Origin of the sequence: Streptomyces sp. NPDC052079, from assembly GCF_040680275.1 — a bacterium.
Lineage (GTDB): Bacteria > Actinomycetota > Actinomycetes > Streptomycetales > Streptomycetaceae > Streptomyces.
The window spans coordinates 277,363-296,716 of the sequence record NZ_JBFAWL010000002.1; the positions used below are offsets into that span (position 1 = coordinate 277,363).

Sequence of the window (19,354 nt, forward strand, 5' to 3'; positions counted from 1 at the left end):
GAGGACGACGACGTGCGAGCGCCCACCCTGGAGGAGCTGGCCCCCGACGGCCACGACCCGGCAGCCGACCCGTTCCCCGTCCTCGCGGCCCTGCGGGCCAAGGGCCCGGTGCACCGCGTCCACATCCCGGGGAGCGGGGACGCCTGGCTGGTGGTGACGCGGGAAGCGGCGCGGGCCGCGCTGACCGACGTCCGGCTGCGCAACGACATCCGGCACTCCGCCACCTGGGAGACCGACGGCGGCCACGCCATCGGCCGCAACATGCTGCAGAGCGACCCGCCGCATCACACCCGGCTGCGGCGGCTGGTGGCGGGCCGCTTCACACCGGGCCGGATCGCCGCCCTGCGGCCGGGCATCGAGACCGTGGCCCGCCGGCTGCTGGACCGGCTGCCGGAGACGGGCCGGACCGACCTGGTCACCGGTTACGCGCTGCCGCTGCCGGTCACGGTGATCTGCGACCTCCTCGGCGTCCCCGTGGCCGACCGCGCGGCCTTCCACACCTGGTCGAAAGAGCTGGTCATGCCCACCGACGAGGACGCCGCCGGCGCCGCGGGCGCCTCGCTGACCGGCTACCTCACCGAACTGATCGCCGAGAAGACCCGCACCCCCGACGACTCCCTGCTCGCGGACCTGACCAGGGAAGCCGAGGACCGCATGGCCCCGGAGGAACTCCTCGGCATGGCGTTCCTGCTCCTCGTCGCCGGGCATGAGACGACGGTGAACCTGATCTCCGCGACGGTGCACAGCCTGCTGACCCACCCCGGCCAGCTCGCCCTGCTGCGCGCCGACCCGGACCTGGCCGGCGCCGCGATCGAGGAGTCGCTGCGCTTCAACTCCCCCGTGCACTCGAGCGCCTTCCGCTTCGCGGCGGAGCCGCTGGAACTGGCCGGCACCCGGGTCGCCGCCGGTGACGCCGTGCTCGTCTCCCTGGCCGCGGCCTCCCGTGACCCGCTCGCCTTCCCCGATCCCGACCGCTTCGACATCACCCGCCGCCCCCAGGGCCACCTGGCCTTCGGACACGGCGCTCACCACTGCCTGGGCGCACCGCTCGCCCGCGCGGAGGGCGTCATCGCCCTCCGGCTCCTGTTGGAACGGCACCCCGGCCTCACCCTCGCCGCCGCCCCGGACACCCTCGTCTGGCGCTCGAGCACGCTACTCCGAGGGCTGACCACGCTCCCGGTACGCCTGGACGGAGCGGCAGCCCGCCCCTGAGGCCCGGTCATTCGGAGGCGCGTACGACGGCGAGGCACGAGACCGCGCCGTACCCATGCGGGCGCCGCGCACCTCGCCGAGCCGGTCCCGCCGGCCCCGGGACGGTTTCACCTCCCGGTGCACGGGGCCCGTCCACCGCCGCGACCCGGCCCGCGCGCGGCGCCCGCCGGCGGCGTACGGGGCGGTCCACGCCGACGCCGTCCGGCGCCCGCCGGTCACCTTCCCCCTGCTCTTTGGGCCGCTGGCAGCGGGTCCTCGGCCCGCCCGGCCTGACATCTGCGCCAAGGCCGGACGCGAACGCTACGCACTGACCCCGCGCACCTCGTCGGCCTTCGCCCGTTGTCCGGCGGAGGCCTACGACCCCGGCGTCCCGCTGCCCGCCCGCGCGGCCCGCGCCTACCTGGACGTCCCCCGGGCCTTCCCGGAGCCGACCCTGAGGCGTCCCCCATCCGACCCTGAGATGTGTCAGAAATCTTTGACGGGTCCCTCCGGGGGCTGTCAGCCTTTTCTGACAGGTACGAGGGAAGGGGGCCGCGATGCCCGAGGTCCCGCCGTCGGCATCCACGGGCGACGAGCTGCTGAAGGTGCTCACCGCGCTCGGCAACCCGCACCGCATGCGGATCGTCGCGGCGCTCCTGAAGAACCGCACCTACGTCAGCGCGCTGGCACGCGAGATCGGCATCAGCCGCCCGCTGCTGCACATGCATCTGCAGCGGCTGGAGGCCGCGGGCCTCGTCAACGGCACGCTCGAAGCCGCGGAGGACGGCAAGACCATGAGGTACTACGACGTCACGCCGTTCGTCTGCGAACTCACCCCGCACACCATCGCCCGCGCGGCCGCGACGCTCACCGACGCCGGGGCGGACACCGCCGACCGCAGCGCGCACCGGTCGGACCGAAGCGCGAAAGAGGAAGCGAAGTGAACGACGAACTGGTGACGCAGGCCGCCGGCGCCGAGGAACTCGGCGTCCTGGTGGGAGCCGTCGGCGCGGCCGGGTTCTTCACCCTGCTGATCGTGATCGTCTGGCAGGTCGCGGCCACCTGGCGCGCCCGGATGCTGGCCGCCCGCGAGGAGCAGTACAAGGAACTCGCCACCCGGTACGCGCAACTCCTCGAGGACACCGTGGAGTTGCAGCGCCGTACCACCGACGAGCAGCGGCAGCTGCTGGACGAGCTGACGCAGACCCGGCTGGCGGTCGGCTCGATGGAGAAGATGATGCGCGAGATCGAATAACCGAATACCGGCACCCGCGCGTGGGCGGCGGAGGTACGGCCGGGAGCTGCAACTCCCGGCCGTACAGGCACACGACCGTCACACCCTGTGCGCCGTGGTGCGCGTTCCGTGCGCCCCGCGCCGGCCGGGTGTGCTGGTCGGCATCGGCGTCCTGCTGGACACGTTCCTCGTGCGTACGGTCCTGGTGCCGGCCCTCGCCCTGGACCTCGGCCGCCGGTTCTGGTGGCCGGGCCGCCTGTTCCGGGACCCGCCGCGCGACGGGACGGAGGTCCGGCCGCGGATGCTGATGCTCCGGAGACGGTGGGGACGGCTTAAGGAGACGGCGGACGCGGGAAGGCCGGGGCCGGGCCCCGAGCTGCACACGTGGGGACGCGACGGCCCGTCCCGGCCTTCCCTCTGGCCGCAATCTGCCATGCGGCGGGCCGGGCCGCCCGCCGGGACAGGCCGAACGAGGCTCCGCACCCGCGCCTCGCGGCGGTGAACCTCCCCCCAGCACTGATCATTCGGACATTCCGGGCGCTTTATCCTATTTTTTCGGCCATACTCGGAAACATGAGCACGGCAACGTATGTACAACTAGCGGCAAATGTGCACCAATGGGCCGTCCTCGGGGCCTTCATCGGCGGGATGATCGTGTCCGGCGCACTGATCTTGGCCGTACGTATCGGAATGCGGTACATGGACCGCGAGGAGCCACGCCCGCGGCCCGAGGACCAGCCGAAGCTGCCGGACGGCGGCGCGGTCCACGAGATGCGGGAGATGCGCGAGCCGGACGAGATCCCGCTGGTGGAGAGGACGGGCTCCCGGCTGATGCCCTACGAGCTCCATCATGCCGCCACCAGGACGGGCAAGGACCAGAGCCGCAAGCGCTGGCTGCCCGGATCCAGCGGCGCCTTCGGCAGCGGAGGCCCCGGGCACGTCTGACGCACGGGCTCACGCAGGCGCGCGGCCGCGGGAGCGGCCGCGCTGTCGGCCGTGCGTCACCGGCCCAGCCCACCGGGTCACACGGACCGGGCTGCCCGGGCGCGGCGACCACCACCGGCCCGCCCCACCGGCCCACCGACTGACCGGACACCGGCCCACCGCACGCCACCGCAGGTCCCGGGCCGAGTGATCGGCAGAGGGTCTGTGCGGGCCCAGGTGGGCGGCGTCCGGCCCTCCGGGGTCGGTTCAGCGGCTGAGCCAGGCCGTGGTGTCGGGGCCGAGGCGGCCGTTGTGCAAGGGGGCGCTGGTCAGCAGGAGCTCGCCGGCGGGGAGGTCGACGGGGTCGGGGGACAGATTGGCCACGCAGCGCCAGCCGTCCCCGCGCTCGAACTGCAGGACCCCCGCCGGCGTCTGCTCCGCCCAGGTCAGCGTCTCGCCGTCCAGCAGCTTGCGGCGCAGTTTCAGGGCCGTGCGGTACAACTCCAGGGTCGAGCCCTCCACCCCGTCCTGCGCCTCGACGGCGTACTCGGCGAAGGACGGCGGCTGCGGCAGCCAGGCGCCGCCCGGCCCGAAGCCGTACGACGGGCCGGTCGTGGTCCACGGCAGCGGCACCCGGCAGCCGTCGCGGCCCTTGCGGACGTGTCCCGTCTGCTCCCAGATCGGGTCCTGGAGGACCTCGGTGGGCAGGTCGGCCACCTCGGGCAGGCCGAGCTCCTCGCCCTGGTAGACATACGCCGAGCCGGGCAGCGCCAGCATCAGCAGGGTGGCCGCGCGGGCCCGGCGCAGTCCGGCGTCCGGGTCGACGGCGGGTGCGTGGCCGCCGGACAGCAGCCAGGCGTTGTCGTCGGTGCCCGGCGGGAGCATCAGCCGGGAGGCGTGGCGGGTCACGTCGTGGTTGGAGAGCACCCAGGTCGCCGAGGCACCGGCCGCGTGCGCGGTCTCCAGGGACTCCGTGATCACCTGGCGGAGTTCCTCCGCGTCCCACGCCGCCTGCAGATACTCGAAGTTGAAGGCCTGCCCGAGCTCGTCCGGGCGGGCGTACAGGGCGCGCCGGGCGCCGGGGACCCAGGCCTCGGCGACGGCCGTCCGCGGCGGGGAGTAGGCATCGAGGATCTTCCGCCAGTCGCGGTAGATCTCGTGCACCTCGTCCCGGTCGTAGAAGGGGTGCGTGCCGGGCGGGAACTCGCCGAGGGTGTACTCACGGCTCCGCTCGGGCGAGCCCAGGTCGCGCAGCGGCTCGCTCAGGTCCTTGGCGAGGGCGTGCGCGACATCGATCCGGAAGCCGTCCACACCCCGGTCGGACCAGAACCGCAGCGTGGTGCGGTAGTCGTCGCGGACGTCCTGGTGGCCCCAGTTCAGGTCGGGCTGCTCGGCGGCGAAGAGGTGCAGGTACCACTGCCCGTCCGGCACCCGCTGCCAGGCGCTGCCGCCGAACACGGACTGCCAGTCGGTAGGCGGCAGTTCGCCCCGCTCGCCCCGGCCGTCCCGGAAGACGTAGCGGTCGCGGGCGGCCGAACCGGGGCCGGCGCGCAGCGCCTCCTGGAACCAGACGTGCTGGTGGGAGGTGTGGTTGGGGACGATGTCGACGATCACCTTCAGCCCGAGCCGATGCGCCTCGCGGACCATGGCGTCGAAGTCGTCGAGGGTGCCCAGGCGCGGGTCGACGTCACGCGGGTCGGTGACGTCGTAACCGCCGTCGGCGAGCTCGGAGGGGTAGAAGGGGCTCAGCCACAGGGCGTCGACGCCCAGGGTGGCGAGGTGGGTCAGGCGCCGGGTGATGCCGCGCAGGTCACCGAGCCCGTCACCGTCGGCGTCGGCGAAGCTGCGGGGGTAGACCTGATAGACGACGGCCTGCCGCCACCAGTCGGGGTTCCGGGAGGAGAGGTCGGGCGTGGCGTCGGGTACGGGGTGCGGGGGGCGGGGGTCGTACGTCGGGGTGGGGTCGCTCACGCGGTCTCCTCAGGGTGCGGGCGGGTACCGGCAGGGAATCTGTCCACATCACCGTAAAAGCGAACACTCCAGCGGCAGGGAGCGTTTACGCCGTGTCGCGGAGCACAACGGAGAGCCGGTCCCGAAGCGATGCGCCTGCTACGCCGAGGGGCGTTCGACCGTCGTGAGGTACAGCCGCACGTAGCGCTCGACGTCGACGTCCAGGCCGACGTCCACGAGCGGCTGCTCACGGACGCCGTCGTGGAGCTCGCCCTCGCCCACCCGGGGGCGGCGGTCGACCACGGTCTGGCCGCGGGTCGGGCCGGGGGCCAGGGCGACCTCCACGGGGAGGCGGTGCGTCGTCAGGCCCTCCGGGTCGGCGACCGCGCACAGGGCGCCCGCGTCGCCGAGGCCCCCGTCGTCCTCGGCGGGGTCGTCGGGGCGGCTGCGCGGGTGGGCGGGGCGATGGGCGAGCAGGTCGCCGGCCAGCCGGGTGCCTGGTTCGCTGCTCGCGCGCAACCGCCGCACCTCCGCGCCCGGGACGACGACCCGGCTGAACACGTCCAGGCCGTACATCGTGATCGGCACGCCCGCGGTGAGCAGGACCGCGGCGGCCTCCGGGTCGTGCCACACGTTGAACTCGGCGACCGGCGTGGCGTTCCCGGCGCCCGCCGCGCCGCCCATGAACACGATCCGCTCGATGTTGCGGGTGACCTCGGGATGGGTCCGCAGCAGCAAGGCGATGTTGGTGAGCGGGGCGGTGGGCACGAGGGTGACGGGGCGCGGGGAGGCGAGGATCTCGCGGCGCAGCAGGGTCACCGCGTCCACATCGGCGGGGGAGCGGCGCGGGGCAGGCAGCCCGAGGTCGCCCATGCCGTCGTGGCCGTGGACATGGTGGGCGGAGCGCGGTGCCTCGATCAGCGGGCGTTCGGCGCCCCGCGCGACCGGGATGTCCGGCGCGCCCGCCCGCTCGAGCACGGTCAGCGTGTTGCGTACGACGCCGTCCACGTCGGTGTTCCCGGCGACGCAGGTCACGGCGCGCACGTCGATCCCCGGGTGGCGTACGGCGAACAGCAGGGCCAGGGCGTCGTCGACCCCCGTGTCGCAGTCGATGATCACCGGGATGGGCTGCTCGTTCGTCACGGCGGGGCTCCTTCCGAGGGCTCGCGTGCCCGTCGACCCTACGCGGGGTCCCGGGGCCGGGCCCGCCGCCGGCCGAGGCGTCGGTGGCCGGGAGGAAAAGGACGGCACCCGCGCCGGCCCCACCGCTCCGCCATCCGCCGCGGCGGCTCCTCCACCGGAGCCAGGCCCCGAGCCGCCGCACGTCCGCACCCGTACCGCGGCCGGCCCGCCATCGGCCCAGGCGTCGGTGGCCGCGGGAAGCCGAGGCATCGGGTGGCCGTACGAAAGGGAGGCCGTCCCGCGAGTCGGTGTCCGGTGCGCGCCGCTCACCCGGACGGCTCGCCGCGCTGGTGGCCCGGGCGGCCCGGTGGTGCCGTAAGAGCAGGTCATGTCCGCTCGTGGACGGCCCGGTCCCCCAGGAGGCACCCCGATGACCCATGCCCCGGCCGCCGCCCGCGTTCTCCTCGCCTCCGCGCTGTCGGCGACGGTGCTGCTGGCCTCGGCCGCGTGCATGGCCACCGACCGGAACGTGCCGCGCGGACTACCCGCGGGCGTCTCCCAGCCCCCGGCGCCGTCGCCCTCCCCGTCGGTGTCCGCGTCCGGGGCCGCCCCCGCCGGCGAGCGGGCCGCGCCGTCCCCGTCCGCGCTGAGCAAGGCGCAGCTGCGGGAGGCGCTGCTCACAGAGGCGGACCTGGGGGAGCCGTGGATGCCAAGCCGGGGCGCGGCGACCTGGCGGGACGGCATGCTCAAGGCGACCACGGAGGACCCCGAGTGCCGCCGGCTCCTCGAAGCGCTCTACACGGAGGAACTGTTCGGCAGCCCGTCCGGCCCGCTGGCCACCGTCACCCTGGACGACACCTACAACGACACCCAGCTGCGCTACCAGGTCGCCGCCCACCCCCGGGCCGACGTCGACCGCGTCCTGAGCTGGCTGGGGACCCTGCCGGAGACGTGCGAACGCTTCGAGGCGACCACCCAGCGGGCCGGCGCCCAGCTCGTCGAGGTGTCCGAACTACCCCTGCCGGAGGCGGGCGACGCGCGGGCGGGACTGCGCGTACGGATGACCGGAGAGGCCTCCGGCGGGACGCCGACGTATCTCACCGTCGACGTCGCGGCGGTACGCGTCGGCGACGACACGATCACCCTGACGAACGGCGGCTTCGGCGAGGTCCTGCCGGAGGTCACCCAGGCCATGACCCAACTGGGCGCGGACCGCCTGAAGGAGGTCGCGCGACAGGGCCGGCTACAGATCTGAACACCCGGCGGGCTGGGCGTCAGCCCAGGCGGTCCACCGCCTGCTTGGCCTCCGGCAGGGCCGCGCCGGTGTTCTCGCGGTACAGCTTGATCGCCTGGACCTGCTTGCCCTGGCGTACCAGGGTGCGGACCTCGTCCAGTCCCGGGACCTCGTCGTGGAGACCCAAGTGGTCCAGGACCAGGTCGAGTTTGCGCTCGATGCGGGCGGCGCGGCGGTCGGCCCGGGAGAGGTGGTTCTGGATCGTCACGATGCCGAGGGGAGGGGATCACGACGCAGATGATTGACGTGCTCCCTGGCCTAAAGTCCAGGGATTCCAGCCTGGGTCGTCTGACCCTTCCGGGGGCTTCCTGCTTCACCGCGCTGTGCGGGCACGTGTGCCCGTCTTACCGGCGCTCCACAGGCGTTTGGCGTCTCCGCCCGTCCGGCGGCGACGATGCGGCGTCCTTCGAAGAGGACGTTGCGGGCTGCGTTGTGGTCGCGGTCGTGCACGGTGCCACATGCGCCGCACGTCCACTGCCGGACGTGCAGGGGCTTGGGGCCGTCCCGGAATCCGCAGGCCGAGCAGACCTGCGAGGACGGGAAGGCCCGGTCCACCTTGGCAAAGGTGCGGCCGTGCAGAGCCGCCTTGTACTCCAGCATCCGCAGGAACGCGGACCATCCCGCGTCGTGCACGGACTTGGCGAGCCGGGTGCGGCCGAGGCCGGACACCGCGAGGTCTTCCACAAACACCGCTTGGTTGTCGTGGATGATCTGTGTGGAAGCCTTGTGGTGGAAGTCCCGGCGCCGGTCCGCCACCTTGGCGTGCTGGCGTGCGACCTTGATCCGGGCCTTGGCCCGGTTCTTCGACCCTTTCTGCTTGCGGGACAACTCCCGCTGAAGGCGTTTGAGTTTCTTCTCCGCCCGGCGCAGGAAGCGGGGACTGTCGATCTTCTGGCCGTCGGACAGGACGGCGAAGGCGGACAGGCCGAGGTCGATACCGGACTCCGCTTCCACCTCGGGAAGGATGTCCGGTGCGGTGTCCACGACGAAGCTGAGGAAGTACCGGCCACAGCTGTCTTTGGTGACGGTCAGGGAGGTAGGCGCGGCCGGAAGCCGTCGGGACCATTTGACCTTGAGGTCGCCGACCTTGGCCACGTACACCGTGCCGTCGTCCTGGAGGGAGAAGGCGTTGGTGTTGAGGCGGATCGACTGCCGGGTGTCCTTCTTCGATTTGTAGCGGGGAGGGCCAATCTTGCGGCCCTGCCGCTTGCCCTTGACCGAGTCGAAGAAGTTCTTGTAGGCGGCATCCAGGTCCCGCAGAGACTGTTGCAGGACGACCGCTGAGACGTCGGCGAGCCAGGCGCGATCCTCGGTGTGCTTGGCCTGGGTGATGCGAAGCCGGGACAGCTCGGCCGACGTCACATACGGCAGTCCCGCCGCGTGCGCTTGTTTCCGGTCGCGCAGGCAGTCGTTCCACACCACGCGGGCACACCCGAACGCACGTGCCAGCGCACGGCGTTGGGAGGCGTCCGGGTAGGCCCGGTAGTTATAGCGGAGCTGCACATCCACGACCCTACTACCATTGGTCTCATGGACGGGCGGAACGACTACAGGCGTGGCAGGCACATCGTTTCAGCGATGCATGTGCACTTGGTCTTTGTGACGAAGTACCGGCGCGGGGTGTTCGACGACGAGATGCTGACACGCTGCGAAGAGATCATGCGCAAGGTCTGTGAGGACTTCGAGGCGGAGCTGAAGGAGTTCAACGGCGAACGTGATCACGTCCACCTGCTGGTGCACTACCCGCCCAAGGTCGCCGTCTCGAAGCTGGTCAACAGCCTCAAGGGCGTCTCCGCTCGCCGGATACGGCAGGAGTTCACCGGCCAAACCAACCGCGCCCTCATGCACGGGCACCTGTGGTCGCCCTCATATTTCTCCGCATCGTGCGGCGGAGCACCCTTGGCGATCGTCCGCCAGTACATCGAGCAGCAACAACGTCCGCTGTAAGGCGCACGTCAGAGCAACCTTGAGATGCATTCATCCCCGACTCCGGGGCCTTCTGCAAGAGCCCCGGTAAGAGAGCGGCTATGTCCATGGTCGCCAAGCCTACGGTCGTCCTCAGGTTCAGGAGGCGTCGAAGCGCCGACGGTGGGCGACGACGTCGAGGGCGACCTCGAGGACGGTCGCGCCCTGGGCGAAGGCGTCACCGCGCAGCCGGGCGAGCGCCTCGTCCGCGCCGACGCCTAGCTGGGCCATGATCATGCCGACGGCCTGATGCACCCGGTCATGGTCGGCGGCCAGCCCGCTCAGCCAGGGTTCGCCGCCGTCCCGGGGGTCGTGCGGCAGGTCCATCAGCGCGCCCGTCATGACGCCGGCGACCAGCCGGGCCGTGCGGAGCTGACGGTCGGTGAGTGCGCCGGGCGTGTCGCGGTAGAGGTCGAGGGTGCCGACGCAGACGCCGGCGATGCCGAGGGGGAGTGCGTACACGGCCCGTACGCCGGCACCGAGGGCCTGCTGGGCGAAGACTGGCCAGCGGTGGGCGCAGTCGTCGGCGGCCAGATCGCCGACCAGCACGGGGGCGCCGGTCACCAGGACGTGACAGCAGGGGCCGTCGCCCAGGGTCGCCTGGAGCTGGGCGAGGCGTGCGGCACGGGGGCCGGAGGCGGCCAGGTGCACGGGCATGGCGTCACCGCGCAGTGACACGCTGGCGCCGTCCACCGGCAGCAGCGTCACGGCCGCCGCGCAGAGCCGCTCAGGCACCGCGGCGGGCCCGGCCCCGCGCAGCTCCTCGGCGATCGTCTCGGCGATCCGCCGGTACTCCCCGCCACCGGCGCCGCCGTCCCCGGGGCGGTCCCTGGGCCGCACACCCACCGCCTCCCGTCACCACCCGAAAACGCCCCCCGACTACCCCCGCCCCCACCCGCAAAACGTAGCGGCGGGGACGAGGCCGCACCGCCGCCGGGAGCCGCCCGGCTACACAGCCGGCTGTGCCGGCGCCGGCCCCAGCGTCGTCGTACCCGGAGCCGTACGGTGCCCCAGCCCGGTCCGGTACGCGTCGAGCGCCGCCTCGATACGCCCGGCGCGCCGCAGCAGATCCCCGAGCAGCCGGCACAGATCGGCCAGGTCCCCCGCCGCGCCCGCCCGTTCCAGCAGGCTCAGCGCCCGCACATAGTGCTCCTCCGCCTCCTCCACCCGCCGCGCGTCCTCCGCGATGATCCCGAGCAGCCGGTGCGCCGCCGCCGCGTGCACCGCGCCCCGCTCGGGCGACAGCCCGCCGAGCACGTCCCGCAGCAGCTCCGCCGCCTCGCGCGAGCGCCCGCGCCGGTGCAGTACGTCCGCCAACTCGACCGTCAGCTGGCTGCTGTAGAGGGCCGCGCGCGAGGTGGAGAGCATGTGCAGCGCCTCGCGCATCTCCTGCTCGGCACGCTCCAGTTCGCCGTTCTGCGCGTACACGTACCCGCGCATCCAGTGGCAGTTGGCCAGCTCGGTACGGAGTTGCAGCCCCCGGTACAGTTCCGCGGCCTTGGCCAGCGAGGCGTCCGCCTCCGCCAGGCGGCCCTCGGCGAGCAGCGTGCGGGCCACCGACCGGTGCATGCGCGCCACCAGCGCCGGGTCGCCGGACTGCGGCGCCAGCGCCAGCGCGAACTCCGCCGCCTGCGCGGCCCGCGCGTGCGCGCCCATGTCCATGTACGGGCCGATCACACTGGCGTAGAGCAGCAGCAGCGCGTCCGGGTCGTGCAGTCCGCCCCGGTTGAGCTCGTCGAGCGTGGACTCCAGCAGGTAGACGGCGTACCGCAGTTCCCCCGCGAGATAGTGGGCGACGGCCCGCCCGCGCAGCGCCGGCACCCGCGCGGTCAACGGCGCGTCGGCGAGCCGGGCCTCGGCACGCTCGAAGTACAGGCGGCCATCGGCCAGCTCACCGGACTCCAGCGCGCACTCCCCGAGTCCGAGCAGCGCGGCGGCCTCCTCCTCGGCCAGGCCGTGCGTCTCCGCCTCGGCGAGCAGCGCCTTGTACTGCCGCACGGCCTCCTCCGCCGTACCGGCGGCGAGCGTGCGCTGCGCCTCGGTGAGCCGCAGCCGCAGTTCGGTGACGAGCCGGGCGGGGCGTCCGGTCGCCAGTTCGTCGAACTCGACTCCTAGACGGTCGGCGAGATGCCGCAGCGCGTCGTCGGAGGGGCGCACCCGTCCGGCCTCCAGCGTCGAGATGTACGCGGGCGTGTACACCGGCTCGGCCAGCTGTTTCTGGGTCAGCCCGCGCTCCACGCGCAACTGCTGCACCCGGCGTCCGATGGTCCCGGGCTCGTCCCGATCCCCCATGCCAACTCCCCCAGTGCCCCTTGCCGTTCGCGTCCGACAGCCCCTAGGTTAAACCGCGGATTAAACGTGCTTAACCCATCGCTGTTGCGAGGTCGCCGTGCTGGAACCCACACGCACCACCGAGCGCTACGCCCGAGGCTTCGCCGCGGCCGTCGCCGCGGTCGCGGCGCTGGTCCTGGCGGCGAACGCGGGCCCGGCCAAGGCCGCCGACCCCGCCCCGGAGCCACCGACCACGGCACCGGTGGAAGCGGCGGTGCGATAACGGCCGCCCTTGCCGCCCCCGCAGCGGATACGGCCGTACGCCTCTCGGGTCAAGCCTGTGTCTGCAGCCGACGCAGCTGCTGCCGCACATGCCCGACCACGGCACCGGTGGAAGCGGCAGTGCGGTAGCCCTCGCCACCCCGCAGGGGATACGGGCGTACGGGGTCAGGCCTGTGTCTGCAGCCGGTGCAGCTGCTGCCGCACATGGTCCAGGGCGCCCTCCCGCCGGCCGGGTACCCGCCCGCGCAACTCCGCGAGCAGTGGGCCGAGTTCCCGTGCCCTGGCCGGGTCGCCGATCCGGCCCCACTGATGGTGCGCCCGGTCCACCGCGGCCTCGACGGCGGGCGCGTCCGCCGGCTGGCCGGCGGCCAGCCGGGCCGTGGCCACCGCCAGCCAGGCACGGCAGCTGCGCGCCGCGTCCCCGGCCAGCATCGCCAGATCCGCCCGTACCTCGGTCCAGTGCATCGCCTCCTCGGAGACCGGCCCGTGCGCCAGACCGGCCGCCTGCTCCAGCCGCGCGGCGAGCGCGTCGGCGTCCGCGTGCCGCCCGGCCCGGACGGCGGCGGTGACGGCCGCGTGCGGGTCGCCTGGGAGCGGCCCGCGCTGGGTCAGCACCAGGCCGGTGTCCCCGCCCTCCGGCGCCATCCGGGCCAGTGCCCGCTGGTGCAGCTCCTCGTCCGGCGGGCGCCGTCCGCTGCGCAGTATCGTCGCGACCGCCTTCATGTACGCGGGTGCCGCGACCGTCCGGCGGGACGGCGGCGGGGCGATGCGGCCGTAAACGGCGTTGTCCCGCCCGCAGTCCAGCGGGGATGGGCCCGAAGGCCGCGGCGCGGACAGCGACTGCCAGGTGTCCGGGTCGGCGTGCAGGTCGAGGATCAGGGTGGTCGCGCCCGCCGGGCGCAGCCGCAGCTCCTCCCGGAACCACTGCCAGGGGAGCGCCGTGTACCGGACGGTGGCCGCGGTCGTCCGGGCCAGCGCCAGGTGCGGCAGCCGCTGGCGGCGGTCGAGCTGGAGCTGGCCGGTGACGTACACGGTCAGCGGTCCCGGGGCGGCGGCGGCCGCGCGCAGCCGGGTCAGCACGGCCTGCGGCTCCGGCGGGTCGGCGAGTTCGACGACGTTGGCGGTGTCCGTGCCGGACAGCACGGAGGGCGGTACGGCGGCGAGGACCGGGAGCACGGACGCCGCGTCCACCAGCCGCCCGCGGCCCACCGGCGAGGCCGCCAGCAGCAGCACGGTTCCGGGCATGGTCCCCTCCCCCTGTCGATCACCTACGGCACAGCACGGTAACCGCTGCGGCTGCAAAGGGTGCGGTCAGTACGGTGAACGTCCCCCTTAGGGGCCTTCGCCTCCCGCCACGCGGGTCCGCCGCACCGCGAACGCCGTGGTGTCGTCGGTCAGATGGCCCCCGCAGTGGCGCAGCGTGCCGTCCCGTACGAAGCTGACGAGCCGTGCCGGTGCGACGAGCCGCGAGTCCGTCGCCACGGCCCGCCGCACCTGGTCGGCCAGCCGGTAGAAACGTCCGTCGCCGTCCCGGGCCTCGGTCACCCCGTCGGTGACCACCAGCAGCGTCTCGTCGGCCGTCAGCGGCACCCGGCGCATTCCGGGCGGCCCGGGTGCGAGGTCGCGGTAGCCGAGCGGCAGCCCCCCGGCGACCGGCAGCATCCGTACGCCGTCGGGGCCGACGGCCAGCGGCGGTTCGTGCCCGAAGACGACGGTGTCCACGACATCGGTCCGGTCCGCGGGAAAGCCGAGCAGTACGGCGGTGGCGAACCGGTCGCCGTCGGCCCGGCCGAGGGCGGTGGTGTACTCGCGGTGGCGCCGCATCCGGCTCTCCAGACGGTCGGCCACGGTCGTCAGCTCCCGTTCGTGGAAGCCGGCCTCCCGGAACGTGCCGAGCAGCACGGCCGCCGTCTCCACCGCCCCCAGCCCCTTGCCCTGCACATCGCCGACGAAGACCCGGGTGCCGTGCGGACCCGGCTGGATGTCGTAGAAGTCGCCGCCGACCCGCGCCTGGGCGTCCGCGGTGAGGTAGATCCCCGCGTGGTCCAGGCCGCCCCAGCCGGTGGGGAGCGGGCGCAGCACGGTACGGCGGACGGTGTCGGTGACGTCCCGCATGTGCAGCGCGCGCCGCTCACCGCGGACCCGCACCATGCAGGCCAGGGTGGCGAGGACGCCACCGAGGGCGACGAGGATGAAGTCCGGCAGTCCTGCCTGGAACTGGTGCGGCCAGGCGCTGTCCACAAGGGTGTAGACGCCCATCGACAGCACGGCGAACAGAGCCGTCTCCCACACCCTGCAGATCGCGGCGGCGATGCCCGGCACCAGCACGATCCAGGAGATGATCCGGAACTCGCCCGTGGTGTTGTAGTCGGCCACGGCGATGGCGGTGAGCAGCAGCAGCGGGGGCACCCAGGCGACGCTGCGGCCCCGCACCCGCAGCATCTCGTGCCGGTGCACGACGTCTTCGCGGCCGGCCCGCGGATACCGGTCGTGCAGGCCATGCCCACCGCTGCCCGGACTCACGGCCCCAGCGAAACACGTGGCCGCACGGCCCGCATCCGGTCTCCGGACGTACGGGGTTGCGCGCAGCCGGCTTGCCAGGGGGGCGCGGTGGGTGTGCCCTGAGAGGCGGGGGCGTGGCGAGAGGAGTGCTCTCATGACGCATACGGCACCCCGATCCCGGAGAGCGATCGACCGGGGCAGCACGACGGACCTCTTCAGCGGACGGGTGCACAGGGCGGCGCTGGTCGCGATGCCCGTCCTCCTCGGGCTGGTGTACGGCTACTGGGCGGCGGCCAACCGGCGCCAAGGCGGGCCCATCACCGGCTGGAACCTCCTGTTCGGCTTCCTCACCGCGCTCGCGTTCGCGCTCGTCCTCATGGCGCTCCTCGCCCTGGCCCCGAAACTCCGCCGGGAACTGCACGCGGTGGCCTGGGCGGCCTTCAGCGGCGGCGCGGTCGGCTTCCTGTTCAGCCAGTCCGGCGGCAGCGTCCTGCGCTCCGCGGGGCTGTCCCTGGCAGTCGCGGCGGGCGTCTTCGCCACGATGTTCTACCGCTTCTACACCCACGAGGACGCGGAGGGCCACCGCATCATGTAGGCGTCACAGCTGCGGGCTCACCCGTACGCCCGCGCAGCACTGGCGCACGTCAGCCTCACCCCGTTGCCTGGAGGAGTGTCCCTCCGCGACCCCCTGTCCGCCGCCCTCCTCGCCCTCGCCTGCCTCCTCACCCCCTGCACCGCCGTCACCACCTGGGCAACCCTCGCCCTCGCGGACACCCCCCGCTACGTCGACACCATGGCCCCCCTGGCCGCCGACCCCGCCGTACGCACCGCCGTGGCCGACACCGTGGGGAACGAGGTCGTGCGGACACTGGCTCCGGAGGCACAGGGCACACAGCAGTCCGCCCTCGCCCCCTTCATCCGGGACGCGGTCCACTCCTTCACCCGCACACCGGCGTTCCGCACGGCATGGGAGGCGGGAAACAGAGCCGTCCACGACGCCGTCCTGCACGCCCTGCGCGACGACGCGGCTCCCCGGGGCCCCGTGACCGTGGACCTCGCACCGGTCACCGCCCAGGTGAAACAGCGCCTCGCCGCCGACCACATGCCCTACGCCGACCGCATCCCCGTCGAGCACACCGAGGTCGCGGTGGTACCGGCCGAGGAGGTGGCGGGACTCCGCAAGGGATATCAGGCGCTGCACGCCGCCGCCTTCTGGCTGCCGCTCGCGACCATCGGCCTCGCCGTCACCGGAATCGCCGTCGCCGCCTGCCGTCGCCGTGCGCTCACCGCCACCGGTCTGGGCACGGCGCTCGGCGGCGCCCTGCTCGCGGTGGCGGTCGCCGTCGGCCGCCGGCTCACCCTGGCCGACCTGCCCGACCCCGTCCACCGCGCGGCGGCGGGCGCGATCTACGACGCCCTCACCGCCACCCTGCGCACCACGTCCTGGGTGCTCCTGGCGGTGGGCCTGACGGTGGCCCTGGCCTCCTGGCTGACGGGCCGCTACCGCGCCCGCCGCGATCCTCCGTCGCCGGCCGCGTCCGACGCCCCGGACGACCCGTACCGGCAACCGCCCGCCACGCTCCCCCGTCCTTGAGGAAGGATGCGGGGCATCGCGACGGTGAGCGGAAGGCCTGGACGTTGGAGACTGCGATTGCCGACCCGACGGTGACCGGGGACGGAGCGGGGCGGCGCGCCGGGGGAGGGCGGCGGTTCGGTGCCTGGTGTGCGGCGCTGCTGTTCGCCGGGGTGAGCGTGGTCGTCGGCTGCCGCACCGCGGACACCGACGGCGTCACCCCCGTGCCCCAGCTGCTCGCCTTCCTGCCCTGGCTGCTCGTCCCCACCGCCGCCGGCCTGCTGTTCACCGTGCTCGCCCGCTGGTGGACCGGCGCCGTCTGGGGCGTGCTCCTCCTCGGCCTGCTGGCGTGGTTCATCGAGCCGTACGGGAAGACGGGCGACCCCTCGGGGCCGCCCGTCGCCGAGCTGCGGGTGCTGACCTCCAACGTGGAGTTCGGGCGGGCCACCGGCGCGCTGATCGCGGAGGTGCGCCGCGAGAAGCCGGACATCGTGTTCGTCCAGGAGTGCGAGTACACCTGCGACGCGGCTCTGCAGCGGGAACTCGCGGACGCCTATCCGCACCGGCAGGCCGTGGCGGGCGGCGGTTCCGAGGGCTCCGTCATCCTCAGCCGCTTTCCGCTGGAGCCCACCGAAGGTGTTCGCGGCACCATGGGCATGCCCGGGGCCGTCGCCGACGTCGACGGCCACGCCGTACGGCTCCAGCTCGCCCACCCCATGCCGCCGCTCCCCGACCAGGTACCCCTGTGGCAGCGGGAGCTCGGCCGGCTGCGGGACGCGGCCGCCGCCGAGCCGGACACCCCGACCGTGCTCGCCGGTGACTTCAACGCCTCCCAGGACCACGCGGCGTTCCGCCGGATCCTCGACACCGGTCTACGCGACGCGGCCCGCCTCAACGGCGCGGACCGCACCCCGAGCTGGCCCTCGCGAACGGCCCCCGCATTCGGCGTCCAAATCGACCACGTCCTCGTCTCCAAGGAGTTCGCAACCCAAAAGTCCCGCTTCCTCACCCTCCCCGGAACCGACCACCAAGCCGTCCTGGTGGACCTAACCCTGCACACGTAGCTGCGGGCACCGCCCCCGCCAACTGCGGGCAATCGTGCCGCTGGGGCGGCACGGGTGGGCGCAGCGGCACCCCGCAAACGCCGGGCTGCGCGACACCCCCCCCCGGCCACCCCAGCACCGGAGGTCTACCAGTTACCGGTCACCGCGACGACTTCTGCAACGCCTTGTCCAGCGCCGCCGCAAACCCGTTCGCCCACAACTGGTTCACCCGCGACCGCTCCGCAGAGTTGGGGTACGCGTTCGTGCAGGACGGACCAGGCCCGCCCCCGGACATCAGCTCGCTGCACGGCCCGGAGTAGTGGTCCGGCAGACCGAGCACATGCCCCGTCTCGTGCGCGGTCACACGCGTGGAGTCGTACGTCTGGTTCTGCCGGTAGTCGAGGAAGATGTACCCCCGGCCGTGACCGTCCGTGGACGCGTACGAGCCGCGCGAGTCGTTGCCCTCGTAGTACGAGAAGTCCGCACCCGACGTGCCGGCCTGGAGTCTCACGTTCGAGACCGAGCTGTTCCAGATCTGCGCGCTGCGGGCTATCTGCGAGGCGAACGAGGGCGCCTGGGAGGCGTTGTAGACGACGGTGACGGCCGCCGCGCTCGACGGGTTCGCGGCCCGCTTCTCGGCCGCCGACTTCAGCACGGCCTCGAAGAACGCGCGGTTCGCCGCCGCTTCCTCCGACGAACCGTCGTACGCGGCGATCGAGGCGAGCGATCCGGTGTCGAGCGGGGCGGGGGCCGCCGTGGTCGGGGCGGTGCCGAGGCCGAGGGCCGTGAGGCTCAGACCCGCGGCGGTGAGCACGGACATGGGCATGCGCATGCGCATCGATGACTCCTTTGGTGGGGGTGAGTCAGATGTCATCGGTGAGTGTCCGCGCCCGCCGGGCGGCTGTGATGATGGCAACCGGTGATAGGACCGTGCTATCGGCGTACTCCGGCCATGCCGTCGCACCCGCCCGACTCCGCCTGAACGGGCGGGATTTGTATGTCTGGTGAATCTTGAACTTCCGCCTTACCCTCCCAGGACATGGAGCTCGAGGTCAGGCACCTCAGGGCGTTGTGCGCGATTGCCGACACCGGCAGTCTCCACCGCGCCGCACGCCAACTCGGCGTGGCCCAGCCCTCGTTGAGCACGCAGTTGCGGCGCATCGAACAGGAGCTGGGCGGTGCCCTGTTCGTGCGCGCGCGCACCGGCTGCCGTCCCACCCCACTGGGCCGGCTGGTGCTCAGCCGCGCCCGCCCGCTCGTCACCGAGCTGCGCTCCCTGGTCACCGAGGCCCGCGCCGCCGCTGTCGGCGGCCGCCAGCTGCGCATCGGATCCACCGCCAGCCGGGCGCTGGCCGGCTGGCTGCGCCGACTGCGCCGGCACTGGCAGGAACCCACCCTGCACATGGACGTCTCCGCCAACGCCCTGCTGCGCATGGTCGCCGACGGACAGCTCGACGTCGCGTTCGTGCACGAGGTGGAGGGCTGCCCGCTGCGCATCCCCGAGGGCCTGCGCACCCGGGTCCTCATCGAGCGCGAGCCGCAGTTCGTGTCCCTGCCGGCCGACCATCCGGCCGCCGCCCACCCGGTCGTCCACCTGTCCGACCTGGCCGGCGACCGCTGGATGATCGACCCGACGGTCGACGGCGAGTGGGACGCCGTACGCCGGATGCTGCGCGCCGCCGGGATCAGCCCGCGCGTGCTGCACGGCGACTACCACACCGCCGCGTCGCTGGTCGCCATCGGCGAGGTCGTCACCGTGTGCCAGCCGACGTCGCCCTCCCGCCCCGAGACGGCGGTCCGCCGGCTGTACGGCGATCCGCTCGGCGTACGACTGCTGCTGGCCGCCCGCACGGACACGGAGCTGGAGGGCGTCTATCCCGACCTGGCCGACGCATACCGAGAGGTGGCGCGCCAGGCACCGGCGTACCGGGAGTGGACGGAGGAGCTGGTACCCGGCGCCTGACCGGGCCCCTAGCTGCGGGCAATCGTGCCGCTGCGACGGC

The 19,354-nt window shown here is 73.3% G+C and carries 20 protein-coding genes and 1 pseudogene; 12 read left to right on the top strand and 9 right to left on the bottom strand.

Annotation, left to right across the window (positions count from 1 at the left end):
- The first annotated feature begins 12 nt into the window (after positions 1–12).
- The 5 genes and pseudogenes from AB0L56_RS05715 to AB0L56_RS05735 all read left to right on the top strand — a co-directional run bounded on the left by AB0L56_RS05715 (position 13) and on the right by AB0L56_RS05735 (position 3,370).
- Positions 13–1,212 carry a cytochrome P450 gene (locus AB0L56_RS05715; protein WP_365419366.1) on the top strand — a complete coding sequence of 400 codons (1,200 nt, stop codon included), beginning with the start codon at positions 13–15 and terminating at the stop codon, positions 1,210–1,212.
- 536 nt (positions 1,213–1,748) lie between these two features.
- The gene (locus tag AB0L56_RS05720) at positions 1,749–2,135 is read left to right on the top strand and encodes a winged helix-turn-helix domain-containing protein (protein WP_365419369.1); all 387 of its coding nucleotides are present in this window, start codon (positions 1,749–1,751) and stop codon (positions 2,133–2,135) included.
- Positions 2,132–2,446, top strand: coding sequence for a hypothetical protein (locus AB0L56_RS05725; protein WP_190164710.1), 315 nt, complete (start codon positions 2,132–2,134; stop codon positions 2,444–2,446). Before AB0L56_RS05720 ends, AB0L56_RS05725 begins: the two co-directional genes overlap by 4 nt.
- 121 nt (positions 2,447–2,567) lie before the next feature.
- Positions 2,568–2,711, top strand: a pseudogene (locus AB0L56_RS05730) (MMPL family transporter); the annotation flags it as partial.
- A 287-nt stretch (positions 2,712–2,998) separates the two neighbouring features.
- Positions 2,999–3,370, top strand: a complete 372-nt coding sequence (locus tag AB0L56_RS05735) for a DUF6479 family protein (protein WP_361035005.1) — start codon at positions 2,999–3,001, stop codon at positions 3,368–3,370.
- A gap of 246 nt (positions 3,371–3,616) precedes the next feature.
- On the opposite strand, the gene AB0L56_RS05740 is transcribed toward AB0L56_RS05735, so the two are convergent.
- Together AB0L56_RS05740 and AB0L56_RS05745 are read right to left on the bottom strand one after the other, a co-directional pair.
- A complete protein-coding gene (locus AB0L56_RS05740) occupies positions 3,617–5,320 on the bottom strand; it encodes a glycoside hydrolase family 13 protein (RefSeq protein ID WP_365419373.1) in 1,704 nt (567 codons plus the stop codon).
- A gap of 138 nt (positions 5,321–5,458) precedes the next feature.
- On the bottom strand, positions 5,459–6,442 hold the full coding sequence (locus AB0L56_RS05745) for a nucleoside hydrolase (protein ID WP_365419376.1): 984 nt from the start codon (positions 6,440–6,442) through the stop codon (positions 5,459–5,461).
- Between the two features lie 409 nt (positions 6,443–6,851).
- Between AB0L56_RS05745 and AB0L56_RS05750 the strand changes: the two genes are divergently transcribed.
- The gene (locus AB0L56_RS05750) at positions 6,852–7,676 is read left to right on the top strand and encodes a hypothetical protein (protein ID WP_365419379.1); all 825 of its coding nucleotides are present in this window, start codon (positions 6,852–6,854) and stop codon (positions 7,674–7,676) included.
- Between the two features lie 19 nt (positions 7,677–7,695).
- Here AB0L56_RS05750 and AB0L56_RS05755 read toward each other — a convergent pair whose 3' ends face one another.
- Both AB0L56_RS05755 and AB0L56_RS05760 read right to left on the bottom strand, forming a co-directional pair.
- Positions 7,696–7,923 carry a hypothetical protein gene (locus tag AB0L56_RS05755; protein WP_365419382.1) on the bottom strand — a complete coding sequence of 76 codons (228 nt, stop codon included), beginning with the start codon at positions 7,921–7,923 and terminating at the stop codon, positions 7,696–7,698.
- A gap of 50 nt (positions 7,924–7,973) precedes the next feature.
- Complete coding sequence (locus AB0L56_RS05760; RefSeq protein WP_365419385.1) at positions 7,974–9,218, bottom strand: RNA-guided endonuclease TnpB family protein; 1,245 nt, start codon at positions 9,216–9,218, stop codon at positions 7,974–7,976.
- 27 nt (positions 9,219–9,245) lie between these two features.
- Here AB0L56_RS05760 and tnpA point away from each other — a divergent pair, with 27 nt between their 5' ends.
- On the top strand, positions 9,246–9,662 hold the full coding sequence (tnpA, locus tag AB0L56_RS05765) for an IS200/IS605 family transposase (protein WP_365419388.1): 417 nt from the start codon (positions 9,246–9,248) through the stop codon (positions 9,660–9,662).
- A 117-nt stretch (positions 9,663–9,779) separates the two neighbouring features.
- Here tnpA and AB0L56_RS05770 read toward each other — a convergent pair whose 3' ends face one another.
- The gene (locus tag AB0L56_RS05770) at positions 9,780–10,526 is read right to left on the bottom strand and encodes a GAF and ANTAR domain-containing protein (RefSeq protein ID WP_365419391.1); all 747 of its coding nucleotides are present in this window, start codon (positions 10,524–10,526) and stop codon (positions 9,780–9,782) included.
- 102 nt (positions 10,527–10,628) lie between these two features.
- Positions 10,629–11,972: a helix-turn-helix transcriptional regulator gene (locus tag AB0L56_RS05775; RefSeq protein WP_365419394.1), complete on the bottom strand. Its 1,344-nt coding sequence runs from the start codon at positions 11,970–11,972 to the stop codon at positions 10,629–10,631.
- Between the two features lie 97 nt (positions 11,973–12,069).
- Here AB0L56_RS05775 and AB0L56_RS05780 point away from each other — a divergent pair, with 97 nt between their 5' ends.
- Positions 12,070–12,234 carry a hypothetical protein gene (locus AB0L56_RS05780; protein ID WP_365419397.1) on the top strand — a complete coding sequence of 55 codons (165 nt, stop codon included), beginning with the start codon at positions 12,070–12,072 and terminating at the stop codon, positions 12,232–12,234.
- 164 nt (positions 12,235–12,398) lie between these two features.
- Here AB0L56_RS05780 and AB0L56_RS05785 read toward each other — a convergent pair whose 3' ends face one another.
- Together AB0L56_RS05785 and AB0L56_RS05790 are read right to left on the bottom strand one after the other, a co-directional pair.
- Entirely contained in the window at positions 12,399–13,478 is a 1,080-nt protein-coding gene (locus AB0L56_RS05785) for a hypothetical protein (protein WP_365419400.1), read from the bottom strand.
- A gap of 87 nt (positions 13,479–13,565) precedes the next feature.
- The gene (locus tag AB0L56_RS05790; protein WP_365419403.1) at positions 13,566–14,756 is read right to left on the bottom strand and encodes a PP2C family protein-serine/threonine phosphatase; all 1,191 of its coding nucleotides are present in this window, start codon (positions 14,754–14,756) and stop codon (positions 13,566–13,568) included.
- A gap of 133 nt (positions 14,757–14,889) precedes the next feature.
- Here AB0L56_RS05790 and AB0L56_RS05795 point away from each other — a divergent pair, with 133 nt between their 5' ends.
- The 3 genes from AB0L56_RS05795 (at position 14,890) to AB0L56_RS05805 (ending at position 17,372) form a co-directional block, all read left to right on the top strand.
- The gene (locus AB0L56_RS05795; protein ID WP_365419406.1) at positions 14,890–15,330 is read left to right on the top strand and encodes a hypothetical protein; all 441 of its coding nucleotides are present in this window, start codon (positions 14,890–14,892) and stop codon (positions 15,328–15,330) included.
- 75 nt (positions 15,331–15,405) lie between these two features.
- On the top strand, positions 15,406–16,329 hold the full coding sequence (locus AB0L56_RS05800) for a hypothetical protein (protein ID WP_361035038.1): 924 nt from the start codon (positions 15,406–15,408) through the stop codon (positions 16,327–16,329).
- Positions 16,330–16,373: 44 nt separating this feature from the next.
- On the top strand, positions 16,374–17,372 hold the full coding sequence (locus AB0L56_RS05805) for an endonuclease/exonuclease/phosphatase family protein (protein ID WP_365419410.1): 999 nt from the start codon (positions 16,374–16,376) through the stop codon (positions 17,370–17,372).
- Positions 17,373–17,511: 139 nt separating this feature from the next.
- On the opposite strand, the gene snpA is transcribed toward AB0L56_RS05805, so the two are convergent.
- A complete protein-coding gene (gene snpA, locus AB0L56_RS05810) occupies positions 17,512–18,189 on the bottom strand; it encodes a snapalysin (RefSeq protein WP_365419413.1) in 678 nt (225 codons plus the stop codon).
- Between the two features lie 201 nt (positions 18,190–18,390).
- Here snpA and AB0L56_RS05815 point away from each other — a divergent pair, with 201 nt between their 5' ends.
- On the top strand, positions 18,391–19,314 hold the full coding sequence (locus AB0L56_RS05815; RefSeq protein WP_365419416.1) for a LysR family transcriptional regulator: 924 nt from the start codon (positions 18,391–18,393) through the stop codon (positions 19,312–19,314).
- Positions 19,315–19,354 lie beyond the last annotated feature (40 nt).